We start from the raw sequence: 17,567 nt of genomic DNA on the forward strand, positions 1-17,567 counted from the left end.
CCGCTCCCCTCAACAGAAAATCGAGGCGGCCGGGGCCCGGCGAACAGGAGAAGATCATGACCAGAAAAGCATTGGCGGCAATCGTCGCCCTCGCCGTTTCCGGCACGGCCTGGTTTTGTCCCTCGGCGCGCGCCGAGGGCGATCAGGTGAATGCCATTCTGAGCGAGAAACTCCCCAACGTGCCCGGCAAGAGCCTGACCGCCGTCGTCGTCAACTATGCACCCGGTGGGAAGTCGCCCAGTCATCACCACGCCGGAAGCGTATTCGCCTATGTGCTGTCCGGTGCAATACGGTCGGAGAATTCCGCCACTGGCCCGGCCAGGGTTTACAAAGCAGGCGAAAGCTTCTTCGAGCCACCCGGCAGCGAACACCTCGTCAGCGAGAACGCCAGCGCGACGGAACCCGCGAGCCTGCTTGCCGTGTTTGTCGCCGATGATGGCGCAAAGCTGACGACCTTCGGCAAATAAGGCCCGAACTACTGCGCGGTGGCGCGGGCGAATTCGATATAGATCTCGCGCAGGCGCGCGGCCATCGGGCCCGGCCTGCCATTGGCGACGCTCTTGCCGTCGATGGCCACTACCGCCTGCACGAATGAGGAAGCGCTGGTGATGAAGGCTTCCTTCGCTGCCAGCGCCTCTTCAACCGTAAACGGCCGCTCCTCGACCCGCAGCTGACGCTCCTCGGCGAGCGCGACCACCGCCTTGCGCGTGCAACCCGGCAAAATCGCCGATGAGTTCTGCCGCGTTATCAGCACGTCGTCCTGAGTCAGAATGAAAGCCGACGACGACCCGCCTTCTGTCACCTTGCCGTCCTCGATCATCCAGGCCTCGCCGGCGCCGGCTTCCGCGGCGGCCTGTTTGGCCAGAACCTGCGCCAGCAGCGCCACGCTCTTGATGTCGCGCCGCGCCCAGCGGATATCAGGCACCGTGATCACGCCGATGCCGGTGCTCGCCGACGGCGCGTTGATGATGTCCTTGACCGAAGTGAACATGACCAGCGTCGGCTTGACGCCCTTTGGGAACGCAAAGTCTCGTCCGACATCGGCGCCGCGGGTAACCTCGATATAGACCAGGCCGCTCACGAGTTGGTTGCGCGCGATCAGCTCGCGCTGGATTTCCACGATGCGTGACAGCGTTTCCGGCAGAGCCAGCGATATTTCCCCGACCGAGCGCTCCAGCCGGGCCAGATGCGAGGCATTGTCGACCAGCTTGCCATCCAGCACGGCGGACACCTCATAGATACCGTCGGCGAACAGAAAGCCGCGGTCCAGAATCGAGACCTTGGCCTCAGCGAGCGGCACGAAAGAGCCATTGACGTAAGCGATCGGGTCCAAACGAAGTCTCCTGTCGGGCAGCGAAACGGGTTCACCGCATCATATACGCAAATTGTGTCTGCCGATAAACCCTCGCGCCGGTCATTCCGGGGGCGCGCGCAGCGCGAACCCGGAACCCCGAGATTCCCCGATGTGCAATTGCACATCTGAGGTCTGGTCCTTCGGACCATCCCGGAATGACAGCAGAGCCTAATGCGACAAAATCTTCGACAAAAATTTCTGCGCGCGGTCGCTGCGGGGCTTGCCGAAGAAATCATCCTTGGGCGCGTCTTCGACGATTTCGCCCTGGTCCATGAAGATGACCCGATGCGCGACCTTGCTGGCAAACCCCATCTCGTGGGTGACGACCATCATGGTCATGCCTTCGCGCGCAAGGTCGACCATCACGTCAAGCACCTCGCTGATCATCTCGGGATCGAGCGCCGAGGTAGGCTCGTCGAACAGCATGGCGATCGGGTCCATCGCCAGCGCGCGAGCGATCGCGACGCGCTGCTGCTGTCCGCCGGACAATTCGGCCGGGTATTTTGTCGCGTGATCCTTGAGGCCGACGCGGTCGAGCAGTTTTGAGCCCTTTGCGACCGCCTCGTCATGCGAGCGTCCCAGCACCTTTTGCTGCGCCAGGCAGAGATTCTCGAGGATTTTCAAATGCGGGAAGAGTTCGAAATGCTGAAACACCATGCCGACCCGGGCACGCAGTTTCGGCAAGTTTGTCTTGGGATCGTTCACCCTGATGCCGTCAAGGATGATTTCGCCGCTCTGGAACGGCTCCAGCGCGTTGACGCATTTTATCAACGTCGATTTGCCCGAACCCGACGGACCGCATACCACCACCACCTCGCCCTTGGCGACGCTGGTGGTGCAATCCTTTAAGGCCTGGAAGTGCGGCCCGTACCATTTGTCGACGTGGTTGATCTCGATCATCGAATATCCTGCTAGTGGACGAAGGCAATGCGCGCCTGAAGGCGCCTGACGCCGAATGAAGCGACACAGGAGATCGCGAAATAGACGACGGCCGCGAACAGATACATCTCGACCAGCCGCCCGTCGCGTTGCGCGACCTTGCTGGCGGCGCCGAGGAAATCGGGGATCGACAGCACGTAGACCAGCGAGGTGTCCTGAAACAGCACGATGGTTTGCGTCAGCAGCACCGGGAGCATGTTACGGAATGCCTGCGGCAGCACGACGTACCGCATGGTCTGGCTGTAGGTCAGGCCGAGCGCCTGGGCCGCGGCGGGTTGCCCCTTCGAGATCGACTGGATGCCCGCACGCATGATTTCGGCAAAATAGGCCGCCTCGAACAGGGTGAAGGTGACGAGCGAGGAGGCGAACGCGCCGACGCGCACTGGCCGCGACGACCCGGTCAACCACTGCCCGATGTAGGGCACCAGGAAATAGAACCAGAAGATCACCAGCACCAGCGGCAGCGACCGCATCAGGTCGACATAGAGGCCGGCGATGCGTCCGAGCAGCCAATAGCCGGACAACCGCATCAACGCAATCAGCGTTCCGAACACGATGCCCCCGAAAGTGGCAAGGCCCGTCAGCGTCAGCGTGAATGTCATGCCATCGAGAAACAGATAGCTGAGCGAGCGGCGGATGACATCGAAATCGAAATTGGCGAACATGGCGGCGGCTCATTTCCCGGTGATGTAGCCGGGGATCGCCAATCCGCGCTCGACGAAGCGCATGGCGATGACCACGACGATGTTGACCAGGAGGTAGAGGATCGTCGCGGCGGTGAAGGCTTCGAATACCTGAAAGGAGAATTCCTGCATCGCACGCGCCTCCGCCGTCAGTTCGATCAGGCCGATGGTGATGGCCACCGAGGTATTCTTGATGGTGGAGAGGAATTCGGAGGTCAGCGGCGGCAGCATGATGCGGAATGTCATCGGCAACAGCACGTAGCGATAGGTTTGCGCCGTCGTCAATCCAAGCGCGGTCGCGGCGAGTTTCTGACCGCGCGGCAGCGAGGTGATGCCTGCGCGTGTCTGTTCAGCCACCCGTGCGGACATGAACAAGCCGATCCCGATCGCCGCCGTGTAGAATGGCGCATTGGACATCTGCTTCATCCAAAGCCCCCACGAATGCGGCAGGATTTCCGGCAAGACGAAGAACCACAGAAACAGCTGCACCAAGAGCGGCATGTTGCGGAAGAATTCGACATAGGCAAAGCCGACCCAGGACCCGGCCTTCGACGGCAGCGTGCGCAGCACACCAATGACCGCTCCGAATATCAGCGCAATGATCCAGGCGCAGATCGCGGTCTCGATCGTCAGCACCAGCCCGGACAACAGCATATCGAGATAGGTGCCGGTCCCATTCGGGGCCGGCTCCCAGAAGACGTGCCAGTTCCAATGATAGTTCACAACGGCAGTCCCCACACCGCACCAGATGGACCCGGCGCTTCCGCAGCTCCTTTAGGCAATATTCGGATCATCATAAGGCTCACAGGCCTCACATTGTCTTGTAGGAATCAGGATCGGGTGAATCAGACGGCTTGGCAAACGCCTTCTTCAGCTCGGCACCGATTGGCACATTGAGGTTCAATCCCTTGGGCGGGATTTTCTGCATGAACCATTTGTCGTACAGCTTTTGGCCTTCCGGGCTCTGGTAGAGCGCGGCGGTGGCATCGTCGGCTACCTTCTTGAAAGCCGGATCGTCCTTGCGCAGCATGATGCCGTAGGGCTCCGGCTTGGAAAACGCATCCGCGGAAATGACGTAGGCATCCGGATCCTTTGACCCGGCGGCGAAGCTTGCGAGCAGGATATCGTCCAGCACGGCCGCGACCGCGCGATCGGTCTCGACCATCAGGAACGATTCGGCATGCTCCTTGGCCGGGATGATGTTGATGCCGAGGTTGCGGGCGGCATTGGCTTCGGTGAGCTGCCTGATATTGGTGGTGCCGGAGGTGGAGGCCACCGACTTGCCCCTGAGATCCTCGATCGAGTTGAGCTTGCTGGATTTCTTCGAGACGAAGCGGGTCGCGGTCAGAAAGTGGGTGTTGGTGAAGGCCACCTGCTTCAGGCGGTCGGGGTTGTTGGTGGTCGATCCGCATTCCATGTCGATGGTCCCGTTGGCCAGCAACGGAATGCGGGTCGATGAGGTCACCGGATTGAATTCGACCGCGAGCTTGTCGAGCTTGAGCTCCTTCTTCACGGCGTCCACGATCTTGAGGCAGATATCAATTGCAAAGCCGATCGGCTTCTGGTTGTCGTCGAGGTAGGAAAACGGAATCGAGGAGTCGCGGTAGCCGATCGTGATGACGCCGGTCTCCTTGACCTTCTTGAGCGTCCCGGCCAGTTCCTCGGCGCCGGCCTGCGCGGCACAAAAGGCAGCGGCGAGCACAAGGCCCATGATACGCAGGCGTTTCATTCGTACTCTCCTCGCTTCGATGACCGCGGCAATGCTGGCATAGTTCGGTCCGGAAGAAAATGTGGCCTTCGGCCAACCCGATCCTGCGACCCGATCCTCAAGCAGGGACCACTCATGCAAGGACCGGGCCGTCACCTGAACCGATAAGCCCTACATCGCCTTATAGGAATCGGGATCGGGTGAATCGGAAGGCCTGGCAAACGCCTTCTTCAGTTCCGCACCGATTGGCACGTTAAGATTCAATCCCTTGGGCGGGATTTTCTGCATGAACCACTTGTCGTACAGCCTTTGGCCTTCCGGGCTCTGGTAGAGCGCCGCGGTGGCGCCGTCGACCACCTTCTTGAACGCCGGATCGTCCTTGCGAAGCATAATGCCGCAGGGCTCCGGCCTGGAGAACGCGTCGGTGGAAATGATGTAGGCATCCGGATCCTTCGATCCGGTGACGAAGGCAGCCAGCAGGATATCGTCCATCACAAATGCCACCGCCCGGTCGGTCTCGACCATCAGGAACGCCTCGGCGTGGTCCTTGGCCGGGAGGATGTTGATACCAAGATTGCGGACGGCATTCGTTTCGGTGAGCTGCTTGATGTTGGTGGTGCCGGAGGTCGCGGTTACCGATTTGCCCCTGAGGTCCTCGACCGTGTTGAGCTTATTGGATTTCTTCGAGACGAAGCGGGTCGCGGTCAGAAAGTGGGTGTTGGCGAAGGCAACCTGCTTCAGACGGTCAGGGTTGTTGGTGGTCGATCCGCATTCGAGGTCGATGGTGCCATTGGCGAGCAACGGGATGCGGGTCGACGACGTCACCGGATTGAGTGCGACCGCGAGCCTGTCAAGCTTGAGCTCCTTCTGCACGGCGTCGACGATTTTGTAACAGATGTCCATCGCAAAACCGATCGGCTTCTGGTTATCGTCCAGGTAGGAAAATGGAATCGACGAATCGCGATAGCCGATCGTGATCGTGCCGGTTTCCTTGATTTTCTTCAGCGTCCCGGTCAGCTCTTCGGCCTTGGCCTGTGCGGCACAAATAGCTGCCGCGGCGACCGCAAGGCCGATCATGCGCCGTCGCATCATTCGCCCTCTCCTCGCCTGGATGACTGCGGCCACGCTTGCATCGCTCAATCCGGAAGGACAATGCGGCCCGCCCGACCCGATCCTGACGCAAGGACTGCGCACAAGGACCGGGCCGTCACCTCAACCGATTAACCCTACATCGCCTTGTAGGAATCGGGGTCGGGGGAATCCGACGGCTTGGCGAATTCATGCTTCAGCTCCGCGCTGATCGGCACGTTGAGATTCAACCCCTTGGGCGGAATCTTCTGCATGAACCACTTTTCGTACACTTTCGCGCCCTCCGGGCTCTGGTAAAGCGCCGCAGTGGCGGCATCGACCACCTTCTTGAAGGCGACATCGTCCTTGCGCACCATGATGCCGTAGGGCTCGGGCTTCGAAAATGCATCAGTTGAGATGACATAGGCCCCCGGCTCCTTCGATCCGGCCACGAGGCTTGCCAGCAGGATATCGTCCATCACGAACGCCACCGCGCGATCGGTCTCGACCATCAGGAATGACTCGGCATGATCCTTGGCCGGAATGATGTTGATGCCGAGATTGCGGGCGGCGTTGGCCTCGTTGAGCTGCTTGATGTTGGTGGTGCCCGAGGTCGAGACCACCGATTTGCCCTTGAGGTCGTCGATCGATTTGATGTTGCTGGATTTCTTCGAAACGAAGCGGCTTGCGGTCAGGAAATGAGTATTGGTGAACCAGACCTGTTTCTGTCGTTCGGCATTATTGGTGGTCGAACCGCATTCGAGGTCGACGGTGCCATTGGCCATCAGCGGGATACGTGTCGCCGAGGTGACCGGATTGAGCTTGACCTCAAGCTTGTCGAGCTTGAGCTCCTTCTTCACGGCATCCACAATCTTGTAGCAAATGTCCATGGCATAGCCGACCGGCTTCTGGCTGTCGTCCAGGTAGGAAAACGGAATCGACGAGTCGCGATAACCCAGGGTGATCGCTCCGGTCTCCTTGATGTTCTTCAGCGTTCCCGTGAGTTCCTCGGCATTCGCCTGGCTCCCACAGAACGCAACGGCGAGCGCGTAGCCCAAGATATTCATGCGTTTCATAAGTGTTCTCCTTGTTTGTCGGATATGGATTGTTCGAGGATCTGATTGAGGACCGGCGCGATGTAGCGACGAAACTGTTCTGGATTCTCGCTCATCGGAAAATGACCGAGTTGCTCCATGATGGTGAGGCTGGCGCCCTTGATTGCCGCGGCCGTCCGCCGCGTGTCGTCTGGGGTGCAGGAAAAATCGTACTCGCCGGTAAGCAGGTAAAGCGGACAGGCGCCGGTGTCGATGCCCTCGACGCGGCCACGCAGATCGCCATCGACCCGGTAGAAGTACAGATCGCCCTTGAACACACCCGGCCCGCTTTGCATGTAGCACCACAGGGTTTCGCGGCGCGAAGCGTCAGGACTTTGCGGCGCGATCAAACCCGATACCAGCGCCGCGCAGACCTCGCCGCCGTGAACGTCGGGACGGTGCAGCCAGCTGGTATCGTACCACGGCGCCTGAAAATCGGCGGCTTCCAGACCGATCAAGGCATGAAATTCCCTGGCGTGCTCGATCGCAAGGTTGAGAACGATACGGCCGCCGATCGAACAACCCATCACGACGGGCTTCTCCAGTGCGAGCGCCTGGCAGAAGGCGCGGATAGTCTGCGTGTAACGCGCGGTCGTAAGGCAATATTCCTCGCCGGTCCAGCTTGCTGGTGGATTCGATTTGCCGTGCCATGGCATATCGAAGGCAATGATTCGAAATTTCTTAGCCAACGCTTCGTCTGCAAGCAGATGCCGCCACTGGCGTCCATCCGACCCCGCCGTGTGCAGGCAGACCAGCGGGACGCCGGCGCCGTTTTCCTCGAAATAGATGCGATGCGGATCGCCATCGATCTCGACATGAACGTAGCGGCCGATCATCGGCTCGATCATGCCGGTCATGATGGCACCGTGGGACGGTGCGACCGGGGCAGCGCCAGCACATCCTTGAAGTATTGCAGATGCGCCATGAACGGATGCAGGTCGCCTTCCAGCACCGCTTCTTCGCGCTTGGTCAGGGCGAGCAGATCGTGCCAGCCCGGCCGCGGCACGGGTTTCCAGTATTCGGCCCAAGCCACCGCAGAGGCGCGATACGAAAAGCGCCAGTACCGCATCAACACCGGCGCCGGGGTCAGGTCGATGATCCTGCCGCCGCGGATCGAGGCATGAAACGGGTGATCGATCGGTCCAAGCAGACATTCACAGTCGAGGGTACGGCCGCGAAGGATCAAGGCAGGGGCTTGATCGAGCAGCGCGGGAATGCCCGCGAACGCCCCCATCACTGCAGCGTCGCTTGGGTTCGAAGGTGGCGTCATACGCTTCAAGCAGGCATTTCCCGCAATACCGAGATTTGGCGACCGAATGAAACAGGGTTTCCGATCGGATCCAGCTGTCTTTATGATCCGAACGTCGGGCCGTCGCAAGGCGCCTTTGGCGGCAGCCGACGGCTGCGCCTCATAAAGCGCGCGGCATTTCGCCCAAATCCCAGAACAGGCCCGCCATGATGCCCAGCGCCTCTTCGGTGACGGAGAGCAGAATGTGCTCGTCCGGCGCGTGCTGCGAGCAGCCGGGATAGGAGTGCGGCACCCACATCGTGGGCAGGCCGAGCATATCGGAAAACACGTCATTCGGCAGCGAGCCGCCAAAATTCGGCAGCACCGCGGGCGGCTTTCCCGTCGTCTTGCGGATCGATTCCGCGGTCCAGTTGACCCAGGGGCTGTCGAAATCGGTTCGCGACGCGGCGAACCTCTGCGTCGCCTCGACCCCGACCATCGGAAAGCCGCGATCGTGCAAATGCGCCCGGATCACGTCGGCAATGTTGTCGACCCTGGTGCCGACAACAAAGCGCAGTTGCAGGACGGCCGAGGCCTGTCCGGGGATGGCATTGGCCGGCTTCTCGATGTTGCCGGAAGACATCGCCAGCACTTCGAGCGTGTTCCACGCGTAAAGCCGCTCGGCGGCCGACAGACCTTCCTCACCCCAGTCTTCAGCGAGCGCCGGCTCATCCGGCATCGGCTCGATCTTCACGTCGGCCAGGGCTGAGCGAATCTGGTTCGAAAGGCGCGGTGGCTTCAATGGCTCCACCAGCAAACGCCCCTTGCCGTCGACAAGCGTGGCAATCGCACTGGCAAGGATGGTCGCGGGATTGGCAAGGATACCGCCCCAGTTGCCGGAATGATGCGAACCCTCGCGCAAGTTCACGTCGAGATGAATCCGTATGCCGCCGCGGCAACCGAGAAACAGCGTCGGGCGATCGGCGGAAAGCCTTGGCCCATCGGATGCAAGAAACAGATCGGCTTTCAGCTCGTCGCGCAACTGTTCGCAGACCTGGCGCAAATCCGGTGACCCGATCTCCTCACCGGTCTCAATGATGAATTTGGCATTGAAGCCGAGCCGGCCGCCGCGTGCCTCCCGCACCGCCCGAAGCGCCGACATATTGATGCTGTGCTGGCCCTTGTTGTCGGCGGTGCCCCGGCCGTAGACCCGATTGCCGGATATGGTCGTATGCCACGGATCGAGATGATCGCGCCACTCCCCGACCATGCCGTCGACGACATCGCCGTGTCCGTACATCAGAACGGTCGGAGCCGATCCGCTCTCGCGGTATTCCGCGAGAAGGTATGGATTCTTCCCGGTCGGAGATTCGATCAGCCGCGTCGAAAAGCCGAGTTGCGAAAACGCAGGCGCGAGGTCCTCGGTGAGATAGGCGCGCAGCGCGTCGCGCTTTTCGGGGTTCTGGCTCTCGGTCTGGTAAGCGACCCTGCGGTCGAGTTCTCTGAGGAATTCGCCGGAGTGAAGAAAATCGCGGGCCCTGGCGATGGCGTCGGCTCTGGTCATCTGTTCTCTTTTTTGTTCCACTCGGCGTCCGGATTTTGCCAGGTTACCGGGATACGCCGCCGGCCGGAAGGGCGAGGATTTGGCTTTGCTAAAGCCTGCCGGAATGCAACAATTTCCGCCATAGCCCGGCGCTCGACCGGGTGTCTCGCGGGAGAGCTCCTTGAAAACCATCCTTCGCGTCTCGGCCGTCTGCATGCTGTTTGCCGGCTCCGCCCTGGCCCTGACCGGCGAGCGGATGGCGGAAATTCCGCTCGAAAAAATGTCGGCGGCCCAGCGCAGCATTGCCGACGCCCTCATCTCCGGACCGAGAAAGCGGATGAGTGGTCCGTTCAATGCCTGGCTGCGCAGCCCGGAGCTGGCGGATCGACTGCAAAAAGTGAGCGAGTATGTCAGGTTCAACACCTCGCTCGACAAGCGGGTCAACGAGATGGCGATCCTGATGACCGCGCAGGCCTGGGGCTCGCAATATGAGTGGTACGCGCATGCGCCGCTGGCGCTCGAGGCCGGCCTCGATCCCGCCACCATCGCCGCCATCGGCTCCGGGCGAAAGCCCGACAACATGAAGGATGACGAGGCTGTTGCCTGGGAGTTCACCACGCAGCTGCGGCGCGATCACGGCGTCGACGATGCGATCTATGCGCGGGCGCTGAAGAAATTCGGCGAGCAAGGCATTGTGGACCTGGTCGCGGTGAACGGATATTACGATGTCGTCTCGATGACGCTCAACGTCGCGCGTGTGGCGCCGCCGGCCGACGCCGAATTGCCGTTCAAGCAGGCCGGCCGCTAGTCTTTCGCCTTGTAATGGCCGCGCGACAGCCATGCCGCGCGGCTACCACCCCAAAATGCTTTTGAGGCCGGTGTAAATCGATCCACCTGCCGTTACCACCACGCCCACTAACGGTCCGGCGGTGGTAAGCAGACGCTGGATGGAGCGTGCGCGCCGGCGGAGTTGCTCCTCGCCGACATGCTGACCAAGCAGTCCCGCGATCTTGTAAGCGACCGCGTTAGGCTTTCCGCCCTCAGTCATTGTTTTCGGTAATACATCGAAGATCAATAAACCAAAAATGTTGCCGGTCTCGAACGCAAGGGCGATACTCGCGATATATTCGATAACTTCACGCCATTCGACCAGGGCCCCGGGACGATCGGGACGTTGTCGTTAAATCCGGTTACCGTGAGCATGCATGTTACGGCTATTCCGGCCGTCACGACACCGACCAGGAAGGCGCCGCGAAATCCGATTTTCTGTCGTGCATAGAGTGCCAGACCGAACGGCAACGGGATTATGACCGAGGCCAGCCGCAGATAGAGCGGGGCAACATCCAGTTTGATCGTGACGACAATGTGAGCCGCTACCAGGAGGACGACAGGCGCCAACACATATGCAATCGTGTGTTTGGTAAAGTAACGGAACGGGAAGCGGATTCGCGCCAAGCTGGCATCAACCCGGTCAAGTTCGCGCTGCAATCCGTCAAGTTCAGAAACGATTTCCTGGATTTCAAGGATAACCGGGCGCACAACTCGTAAATCGCGCGAGCAGTGCTTGCACACGATGGCTTCATACTTGATGGTTTCGGCGCAAAACGGGCATTCCATCAGGATGATCGACGTTTCTTGTCGCGCTTGAGCCTTTCGATCTCACCCTTGGCCCGTAGCAATTCCTCCTGCAGAGCATCGCGCTTCCGGGTCAAATCGTCGCGCTCGGTGATTAGCGATTTCGGTACGGTAATGTCGCGGGCACAAGAGTCGCAAACCAGCGCCTCCAAGGCATTGTCGTTCAAACAAAACAGACAAATCATCGGTACTCCCTCAGGGCGTAACCTTCAGGAAAAAAATCGTACTTCCAACGCGCCCGTCCGAATCCTTAATGTCGACTCGCAACATATGGTCGCCCGCCGGCAGCTGGGTATCCGGGATATCAATCCCCGTCGCCTGCACAAAAGGCCTGACGCGGTCAGTCAAATCAACGCTCGGTGTTTTCAGATAAGTGAATTTGATGGAGTCCGAGTCGATTTTTGCACCCCCATACGATACAAACTTGAGTTGAAAATGCATTGGCGAATGACTCGGTTCGCTGTCGGCGATAAACTCGATTTTCGGACCCCGGGTGATCCCTCGTCGATCGGCTGCAACAGCTCCCTTTAGCGGCGGCAATTTTGATTCTTCCTCCGTGATCAAGACCACGGCGGCGTAAGCAGGAAGTGCTACCGGTATCACACTCGCAACACAAATTAACAAAAATCCCAAACGGCGAGCCCTCACGATAACTCTCCTTATTACTTGAAACATAAAAGCGTTAACGCGTGCCGCCGTCGCCAATGATGGAATACGGCGCCCAAAACAAGGGATGAGCATACGCGAATTCGGTCTTGCCGTTACCATCGATGTAGCCTGGTCCGTCCGCCAGCGCCATCATGGCCTGCCGTAGGGCCTCGCCGCGCGCCAGTTTCGGATCATCGGCCTGGCGCTTGAACAGATTCGTGACGAGCGCCCGCGCCGATTGTGAATGGACTGACCAGTTGGTAACGAGCACCGCTCGCGTGCCCGCATAAAAAAATGCAAGGCCGAGACCCGAGGCTGCCTCCGCGCCGGCGCCGGCGCCCGCTCCGGTGTTGCAGGCCGACAGCACCACCCAATCGGCATCGAGCTTCAAAGCGAGGATTTCCTCCATGGTGAGCAGTCCGTCTCCCTCAACCCCAGCGACCGATGGCGCCGACAGCGCCAGTGCCGGCTGTATCAGCCCGCTAAGTTCGCCGGGCACGAGACCATGCGTGGCAAAGGCCACGACCTTGATCCGCGACAGGTCCATGGTCTTAACGACATCCTCGTTGGCATTCTTTCCCAGTTTAAGAACCTTCGATGGGTCCGCCCGCAAGGCCACGGCAATCGACTTTAGTTCGTCGGCGGTATCCGGAAGCCGCGGCAGCATGGCAAGTTCGGCGCTATCGATTCCCTCAAGCTTCGGACTTGACCGGCGCTTGAGCGGCATCCCGCGCGTCGCGGCCAAACCGGCGTCCGCAACCATGATGGCGGTTTCCGCATCCGCAGCTTCGGCTGCTTGTTCGGCACTGAACAATGGATCGCCGAAAGCAATCAACTCGCTACGTCCCGGCTTGCCCGGTGGCAACTGGCGCAAGGCGCGCAGCGCCGCTGAGGATGGCACCGTCGTGACGGCGTACTTACGCGCCAGCCACGGCACTGCACGATAGCTCGCAAACAACGGATCGTCGTTCGCGTCGATTTTGGCTGGCGCGGTCGGCAGCAGCGACAGCGGCAACAGACCGAGCGCACCGTTGGTAACGACGATCAGGTTTTTTGCTTTCTTCCAACCACTCTCGACCGGCTTCAGGAGTGAACTGTATAACTCGTAGCCGAGCGCAACATCGAAGGCCGGGATATCGGAGATCATTGCCGCATTGGGCTCGAGCGCTTCGCGGAGCCTAAGCACCTTGCTCTCGATTTCTCTGCGCGTGGCCGGAATCGCGGCGAAGGCCACCTCGCCGTCCATCGGCACTGCCCAAACAAAACTCTCGTCTTGGCCAAGATAAATCGAAACAAGCGCCTCATCCGCGTTCAAAACTTTTCGAATGTCACTGACGGAGGGCGGTTTGGGATGAATCAATTCCGAATAGGCCGGAAACCGGCTTTCGATTTTCTCTCGCGCCGCCGCGCGCTGATCGCGGAGTCCGTCGATCCGGTGGCGGATGGATCGCAGGTCATCGTTATTGCGCTCTTGGGGCGGAAGCGCCAATGCGCTGTTAAGCGAATCCAGCTGTGCGCCGATTTGCTTCTGAAGGTCTTGTTCCTGTCGAGCCAACTCCGCCAGTTCCGGATTATTCGTGGACGCTCTGGCGGCAGAGCCGGCAATCGCATTTTGAACGGACTGCCCCCGGATCAAATCGGCGAGCCGCAGGGCATCTGCGGCAGCGCCTGTAGCATCTTGTTTGGTCTTTGCGGCCGATCGCGCCAGCACCGAGAGGTAGGATTCGATGACAATTCGGGCATAATTGTTCCGCGCTGCGGCACCGGAGCTGTCTTCGTCAACGCTGGCCGTCAAGCCGGCCGCGATAGCAGGAACAGCGGCACGAAACTCCTCGACAGCCTCGCTGTCGTGGCCCGCTGCGGCGAGACCCACTCCCACCATGCCTCGCGCAACTGCATAGTCGAAATGGCTTTCGCCAACGCGATCCTTCAATCGCCGCGCCATCGCCTTCGCTTCCGTCAGCCCGGTAGCGGGATGGCCGGCCCTGTACAGCGCGTATATTCGCGACGGGTTAGACAAGAGATCGTCCCGACGTGCCTTTTCCCAGTTCGAAATCTGCTGCTCAAGTTCGCCGTACACTTTGGCGGCTTCGTCCCAGTGCCCCTGCAGGCCCAAAATTGCTCCGAGTTCACTGAGATTGGAGGCGAACGCCAGCGAGTCCTTCGATGCTCCGATGGCAAGATAGATTTCGATCGCCGCGCGGGTGAGCTTTTCTGCCTCGGCGTAGCGGCCTTCTTCGATCAAAATTGTGGAAAGATAAGGTATGGTCCGGGTCGTTGTCAGATTGTACTTGCCGACCGAACTTAGGCGGTTCAGCAGTGCCTGTCTTGCGTCGGCCTCCCCTTCGGCAAACCGCCCTTGGCGCGCCTTCACACGCCCGCCGGATGCGATCAGATTATCGCGAGCGGTTTCGAGATTGCTCAGGAACGTCGCAGATACCGCTCCTGCGAGGGTGCTAATCAGCTGCTGGCTGAGGTCATACGCGATACGATACTCCTCCTCAGCTTCCCGATATTGTCCCCGCGCCTCAAACAGTCGCCCCCGTCCGAAATGGACTTCCCGCACGTAACCGTCGCGAAACTTGTCGTTTCCCAGAACGGGAAGCTTTCTCTCGATCAGCGCGTCATTTTTTTTCACGTATTCTTCGGCATGAACCAGATCGCCGAGATAGATGTAGACTTGGGAGGTAAACCGATAGCAAACAATCAAGCTCAATTCCGTTTCAGGATGATCGTTCTCCTGGGCGATTGTCAGAAAGGACTGAAGCGCGGACTTATTGTCGCCTGACCACGAATAAAGATATCCTAGTTGGCGTCGAAGCGCCGTTACGTCCACGCCATTTTCGTGTCCGATGGCAATTCCTTCTCGCAGGTCCGCGATCGCTTCGGACAACCGACCTAACTCCGACCGGGCGTCGCCGCGACGGAAATAGAAGGCAACCAGCGTACGAGCATCTGCTTTTTCAGGGCGAGTGGCGTCAGCCGCGGCTTGTGTCCGGCTGGCGCGCCCGACATCCGGCTTCTGCTGATCCAGGATAGCCGTAATGTCAACAATTGTGCGCGGTGGCGGCGCAAACATCGTGGATTCTGCGACAGCAAAGCTTGTCGACGTCAGCCAACAAATCAATCCGGCCGCAAAACCTTTCCTGAAGATGTTGGTTCGCGCTGGTCTGGTCACATCATGCCTTTGACTGGCGGACTGACAGTAAGAGCTTCTGAATTGTATTTGCAAATAGTTGAGATCAGGCCCGTCGCGCGAATTGCAATCGCGCGACGGTATATCCCCGTTACCTTACGGACCCGGCCAATTGCATCGCGAGCCTGTGGTGTCCCTCTGCCGTGAGATGAATATGGTCGGCTTGCAGCATGCCTGGCTGATGCATAACCGACTTCATGGTCCCAAGCGCATCAACTACCCTGATGCCGCGACCCGTTAGTTGCTTTTTGATCGTAGCGATATTGGCCCGGGCACCGTCGACACTGCCACCCGTTCTGACGTCGTTAAACGCGCCGATGCCCAGGATAACAACCCTTGTTCCATCCGGGACCGCGCTCGACAGGCGAGCAAGAACTTCGCCGGTGGTATTACCAGAAACGCCGGCGTTGGTTATATGGGCGCTCGAGCCCTTGGCCCTCAGTATGCTTTCCAGTTGAGCTGGCCATGCTTCCGAGGAACTAACGCCGTAGCCCTCTACGTTACTGGCCCCCAGTGCCACAATTTGCGCCGAAGCAACGTTAGTCAGCGGAAGAATTGCGGTAGCGAGCGTCGACGCAAGGATCAAGACGTTCCCAAATTTCATTTTGGCTCCAAATTTGTTTGCTTAATGCGTTTTCTGGACAACTAATGACGTATCAGTGCATAATGAGCGGCGTCCGTCAGAGCAAAACGCTCGTCCGTGTTGGCACGGTACGACGAATTTGCACCGATGTCTCTAGTCGACGGTAAGAAATTCGGAGACGACGGCAATAGAAACTGCTGGAATGGTCAGGGCGCTGGAAAAATTCGGTGAAGCGGGCATCATGGACCTGGTCGCGGTGAACGGATACTACGACGTCGTCTCGATGACGCTCAACGTCGCGCGCGTGGCGCCGCCGGCCGATGCCGAATTGCCGTTCAAGCAGGCCGGCCGCTAGTTTTCTGCCCTGTAATGGTCGCGCGACAGCCATGCCGCGCGACAATCCATTCAGAGTTACGTTGTCATGAAAAAAGAAATCCGACTCAACGCCTTCGCCATGAACTGCGTCGCGCATCAATCGCCGGGGCTGTGGACCCATCCGCGCGACCGCACCGCCGACTACAACCGCCTGCCCTACTGGCTCGATCTGGCCAGGACGCTGGAACGCGGACGCTTCGATGGCCTGTTCCTGGCGGACGTGCTCGGCGTCTACGACGTCTACGGCGGCAGCCCGGATGCGGCGCTGCGCAACGCCGCGCAGACGCCGGCGAACGATCCGTTGCTGCTGATCCCGGTGATGGCTTCGGTCACCGAAAATCTCGGCTTCGGGGTGACGTCCAATCTGTCCTACGAGCCGCCCTATACATTCGCGCGGCGGATGTCGACGCTCGACCATCTCACCGAGGGACGGGTCGGCTGGAATGTGGTGACCGGCTATCTCGACAGCGCGGCCAAAGGCGCCGGCAAGGACAAGCAGACCGCGCATGACGACCGTTACGATGTCGCCGACGAATATATGGAGGTGGTCTACAAGCTCTGGGAAGGAAGCTGGGAAAACGACGCCGCGCTGCGCGATCGCGCACGCGGCATCTTCGCCGACCCCTCCAAGGTGCATCGCGTCCAGCACCAGGGGAAGAATTACCGGCTCGACGCCATTCATCTCTGCGAACCCTCGCCGCAGCGCACGCCGGTACTGTATCAGGCCGGCACCTCGCCGCGCGGGCGCCAGTTCGCCGCCGAGCACGCCGAATGCGTCTTCATGTCGGGACCATCGGCCAAAGTGATCGCGCCGCGCGTCGCCGCCATTCGCGACCTCGCCGCGAAGGCCGGGCGCAATCCGGCGGAAGTCCTGATGTTCAGCATGTTCACCATCATTCTCGGCCGCACCGAGGCCGAGGCCAAAGCCAAATACGCCGACTATCGCAGCCACGTCAGCGCCGAAGGCGCGCTGACCCTGATGTCCGGCTGGACCGGCGTCGATTTCTCGACCTACGATCTCGACCAGCAGGTTCGCCACGTCGAAAACGACGCCGGCCGCAGCGCGATGGACAACATCACCCGCGCCGATCCGGACCGGGTCTGGACCGTGCGCGAGGTCGCCCAGCATGTCGGCATCGGCGGCATCGGGCCGGTTGCGATCGGCACGCCCGCGCAGGTCGCCGACGCGATCGAGGCATGGTTCGACCAGACCGACGTCGACGGCCTGAACGTACCGTTTGCGATTTCGCCCGGCGATTTCGGGGACATCACCGACATGCTGGTGCCGGAGCTGGTCAAGCGCGGACGTTACAAGGCCGCCTACCAGCCCGGGACTTTGCGCGAAAAACTGTTCGGCGCCGGCCGCGCCCGGCTCGCCGCGCCGCATCCGGCCGCGCAGTATCGGCCGCGCGCGGCGGCAGAATGAATCGCGGCAAACTCGGGCTATCCCCGTCATCCAGAGGAGGCCGCGACGCGGCCGTCTCGAAGGACGACGGCCCGGGCCGCTCATCCT

19 protein-coding genes are annotated in these 17,567 nt (G+C 60.2%); 4 read left to right on the forward strand and 15 right to left on the reverse strand.

The genetic code is table 11. The features are described from left to right. The first annotated feature begins 56 nt into the window (after positions 1-56). Complete coding sequence (locus tag E8A46_RS02270; protein ID WP_291556846.1) at positions 57-467, forward strand: cupin domain-containing protein; 411 nt, start codon at positions 57-59, stop codon at positions 465-467. An 8-nt stretch (positions 468-475) separates the two neighbouring features. Here the strand turns inward: E8A46_RS02270 and E8A46_RS02275 are convergent, their stop codons facing one another. From E8A46_RS02275 to E8A46_RS02320, 10 genes are all read right to left on the reverse strand, one after another. Next, positions 476-1,333 (reverse strand): D-amino-acid transaminase, encoded by an 858-nt coding sequence (locus E8A46_RS02275; RefSeq protein WP_291556849.1) that lies wholly within the window; start codon positions 1,331-1,333, stop codon positions 476-478. A 189-nt stretch (positions 1,334-1,522) separates the two neighbouring features. Beyond that, entirely contained in the window at positions 1,523-2,254 is a 732-nt protein-coding gene (locus tag E8A46_RS02280) for an amino acid ABC transporter ATP-binding protein (protein ID WP_291556851.1), read from the reverse strand. A gap of 11 nt (positions 2,255-2,265) precedes the next feature. After that, the gene (locus E8A46_RS02285; RefSeq protein WP_291556854.1) at positions 2,266-2,958 is read right to left on the reverse strand and encodes an ABC transporter permease subunit; all 693 of its coding nucleotides are present in this window, start codon (positions 2,956-2,958) and stop codon (positions 2,266-2,268) included. 9 nt (positions 2,959-2,967) lie between these two features. Further along, positions 2,968-3,699 carry an amino acid ABC transporter permease gene (locus E8A46_RS02290; protein WP_291556857.1) on the reverse strand — a complete coding sequence of 244 codons (732 nt, stop codon included), beginning with the start codon at positions 3,697-3,699 and terminating at the stop codon, positions 2,968-2,970. A gap of 88 nt (positions 3,700-3,787) precedes the next feature. Further along, positions 3,788-4,705, reverse strand: a complete 918-nt coding sequence (locus tag E8A46_RS02295; protein ID WP_291556860.1) for an amino acid ABC transporter substrate-binding protein — start codon at positions 4,703-4,705, stop codon at positions 3,788-3,790. A 150-nt stretch (positions 4,706-4,855) separates the two neighbouring features. Continuing rightward, positions 4,856-5,776, reverse strand: coding sequence for an amino acid ABC transporter substrate-binding protein (locus tag E8A46_RS02300; protein ID WP_291556863.1), 921 nt, complete (start codon positions 5,774-5,776; stop codon positions 4,856-4,858). 134 nt (positions 5,777-5,910) lie between these two features. Continuing rightward, complete coding sequence (locus E8A46_RS02305; RefSeq protein WP_291556866.1) at positions 5,911-6,828, reverse strand: amino acid ABC transporter substrate-binding protein; 918 nt, start codon at positions 6,826-6,828, stop codon at positions 5,911-5,913. After that, positions 6,825-7,703, reverse strand: a complete 879-nt coding sequence (locus tag E8A46_RS02310) for an alpha/beta hydrolase (RefSeq protein WP_291556869.1) — start codon at positions 7,701-7,703, stop codon at positions 6,825-6,827. The genes E8A46_RS02305 and E8A46_RS02310 overlap by 4 nt, the downstream gene beginning before the upstream one ends. Continuing rightward, positions 7,700-8,116 carry a hypothetical protein gene (locus E8A46_RS02315; protein WP_291556984.1) on the reverse strand — a complete coding sequence of 139 codons (417 nt, stop codon included), beginning with the start codon at positions 8,114-8,116 and terminating at the stop codon, positions 7,700-7,702. Before E8A46_RS02315 ends, E8A46_RS02310 begins: the two co-directional genes overlap by 4 nt. A gap of 139 nt (positions 8,117-8,255) precedes the next feature. Continuing rightward, a complete protein-coding gene (locus tag E8A46_RS02320) occupies positions 8,256-9,638 on the reverse strand; it encodes a M20 family metallopeptidase (RefSeq protein WP_291556872.1) in 1,383 nt (460 codons plus the stop codon). Between the two features lie 160 nt (positions 9,639-9,798). On the opposite strand from E8A46_RS02320, the gene E8A46_RS02325 reads away from it, so the two are divergent. After that, entirely contained in the window at positions 9,799-10,425 is a 627-nt protein-coding gene (locus E8A46_RS02325; RefSeq protein ID WP_291556875.1) for a carboxymuconolactone decarboxylase family protein, read from the forward strand. 263 nt (positions 10,426-10,688) lie between these two features. Here the strand turns inward: E8A46_RS02325 and E8A46_RS02330 are convergent, their stop codons facing one another. The 5 genes from E8A46_RS02330 to E8A46_RS02350 form a co-directional block, all read right to left on the reverse strand. Beyond that, positions 10,689-11,234 (reverse strand): hypothetical protein, encoded by a 546-nt coding sequence (locus tag E8A46_RS02330; protein ID WP_291556878.1) that lies wholly within the window; start codon positions 11,232-11,234, stop codon positions 10,689-10,691. Further along, positions 11,234-11,437 (reverse strand): hypothetical protein, encoded by a 204-nt coding sequence (locus tag E8A46_RS02335; protein WP_291556881.1) that lies wholly within the window; start codon positions 11,435-11,437, stop codon positions 11,234-11,236. The genes E8A46_RS02330 and E8A46_RS02335 overlap by 1 nt, the downstream gene beginning before the upstream one ends. A gap of 10 nt (positions 11,438-11,447) precedes the next feature. After that, on the reverse strand, positions 11,448-11,900 hold the full coding sequence (locus tag E8A46_RS02340) for a hypothetical protein (RefSeq protein ID WP_291556884.1): 453 nt from the start codon (positions 11,898-11,900) through the stop codon (positions 11,448-11,450). 34 nt (positions 11,901-11,934) lie between these two features. Continuing rightward, on the reverse strand, positions 11,935-15,078 hold the full coding sequence (locus E8A46_RS02345; RefSeq protein ID WP_291556887.1) for a CHAT domain-containing protein: 3,144 nt from the start codon (positions 15,076-15,078) through the stop codon (positions 11,935-11,937). A gap of 109 nt (positions 15,079-15,187) precedes the next feature. After that, a complete protein-coding gene (locus tag E8A46_RS02350) occupies positions 15,188-15,700 on the reverse strand; it encodes a GDSL-type esterase/lipase family protein (protein ID WP_291556890.1) in 513 nt (170 codons plus the stop codon). Between the two features lie 181 nt (positions 15,701-15,881). Between E8A46_RS02350 and E8A46_RS02355 the strand changes: the two genes are divergently transcribed. Both E8A46_RS02355 and E8A46_RS02360 read left to right on the forward strand, forming a co-directional pair. Beyond that, positions 15,882-16,034: a hypothetical protein gene (locus E8A46_RS02355; RefSeq protein ID WP_291556893.1), complete on the forward strand. Its 153-nt coding sequence runs from the start codon at positions 15,882-15,884 to the stop codon at positions 16,032-16,034. A gap of 66 nt (positions 16,035-16,100) precedes the next feature. Further along, positions 16,101-17,480 (forward strand): LLM class flavin-dependent oxidoreductase, encoded by a 1,380-nt coding sequence (locus E8A46_RS02360; protein ID WP_291556896.1) that lies wholly within the window; start codon positions 16,101-16,103, stop codon positions 17,478-17,480. The last annotated feature ends 87 nt before the right edge of the window (positions 17,481-17,567 follow it).

This window comes from Bradyrhizobium sp., from assembly GCF_004799445.1.
Lineage (GTDB): Bacteria > Pseudomonadota > Alphaproteobacteria > Rhizobiales > Xanthobacteraceae > Bradyrhizobium.

What these genes read in the sequence shown, in the direction of transcription:
- E8A46_RS02270 (WP_291556846.1), top strand. Translation starts at nt 57, where the DNA reads ATGACCAGAAAAGCATTGGCGGCAATCGTCGCCCTCGCCGTTTCCGGC.
- E8A46_RS02310 (WP_291556869.1), bottom strand. Translation starts at nt 7,703, where the DNA reads ATGACCGGCATGATCGAGCCGATGATCGGCCGCTACGTTCATGTCGAG.
- E8A46_RS02360 (WP_291556896.1), top strand. Translation starts at nt 16,101, where the DNA reads ATGAAAAAAGAAATCCGACTCAACGCCTTCGCCATGAACTGCGTCGCG.
- E8A46_RS02285 (WP_291556854.1), bottom strand. Translation starts at nt 2,958, where the DNA reads ATGTTCGCCAATTTCGATTTCGATGTCATCCGCCGCTCGCTCAGCTAT.
- E8A46_RS02300 (WP_291556863.1), bottom strand. Translation starts at nt 5,776, where the DNA reads ATGATGCGACGGCGCATGATCGGCCTTGCGGTCGCCGCGGCAGCTATT.
- E8A46_RS02350 (WP_291556890.1), bottom strand. Translation starts at nt 15,700, where the DNA reads ATGAAATTTGGGAACGTCTTGATCCTTGCGTCGACGCTCGCTACCGCA.
- E8A46_RS02315 (WP_291556984.1), bottom strand. Translation starts at nt 8,116, where the DNA reads ATGACGCCACCTTCGAACCCAAGCGACGCTGCAGTGATGGGGGCGTTC.
- E8A46_RS02280 (WP_291556851.1), bottom strand. Translation starts at nt 2,254, where the DNA reads ATGATCGAGATCAACCACGTCGACAAATGGTACGGGCCGCACTTCCAG.
- E8A46_RS02330 (WP_291556878.1), bottom strand. Translation starts at nt 11,234, where the DNA reads ATGGAATGCCCGTTTTGCGCCGAAACCATCAAGTATGAAGCCATCGTG.
- E8A46_RS02295 (WP_291556860.1), bottom strand. Translation starts at nt 4,705, where the DNA reads ATGAAACGCCTGCGTATCATGGGCCTTGTGCTCGCCGCTGCCTTTTGT.
- E8A46_RS02335 (WP_291556881.1), bottom strand. Translation starts at nt 11,437, where the DNA reads ATGATTTGTCTGTTTTGTTTGAACGACAATGCCTTGGAGGCGCTGGTT.
- E8A46_RS02305 (WP_291556866.1), bottom strand. Translation starts at nt 6,828, where the DNA reads ATGAAACGCATGAATATCTTGGGCTACGCGCTCGCCGTTGCGTTCTGT.
- E8A46_RS02355 (WP_291556893.1), top strand. Translation starts at nt 15,882, where the DNA reads ATGGTCAGGGCGCTGGAAAAATTCGGTGAAGCGGGCATCATGGACCTG.
- E8A46_RS02320 (WP_291556872.1), bottom strand. Translation starts at nt 9,638, where the DNA reads ATGACCAGAGCCGACGCCATCGCCAGGGCCCGCGATTTTCTTCACTCC.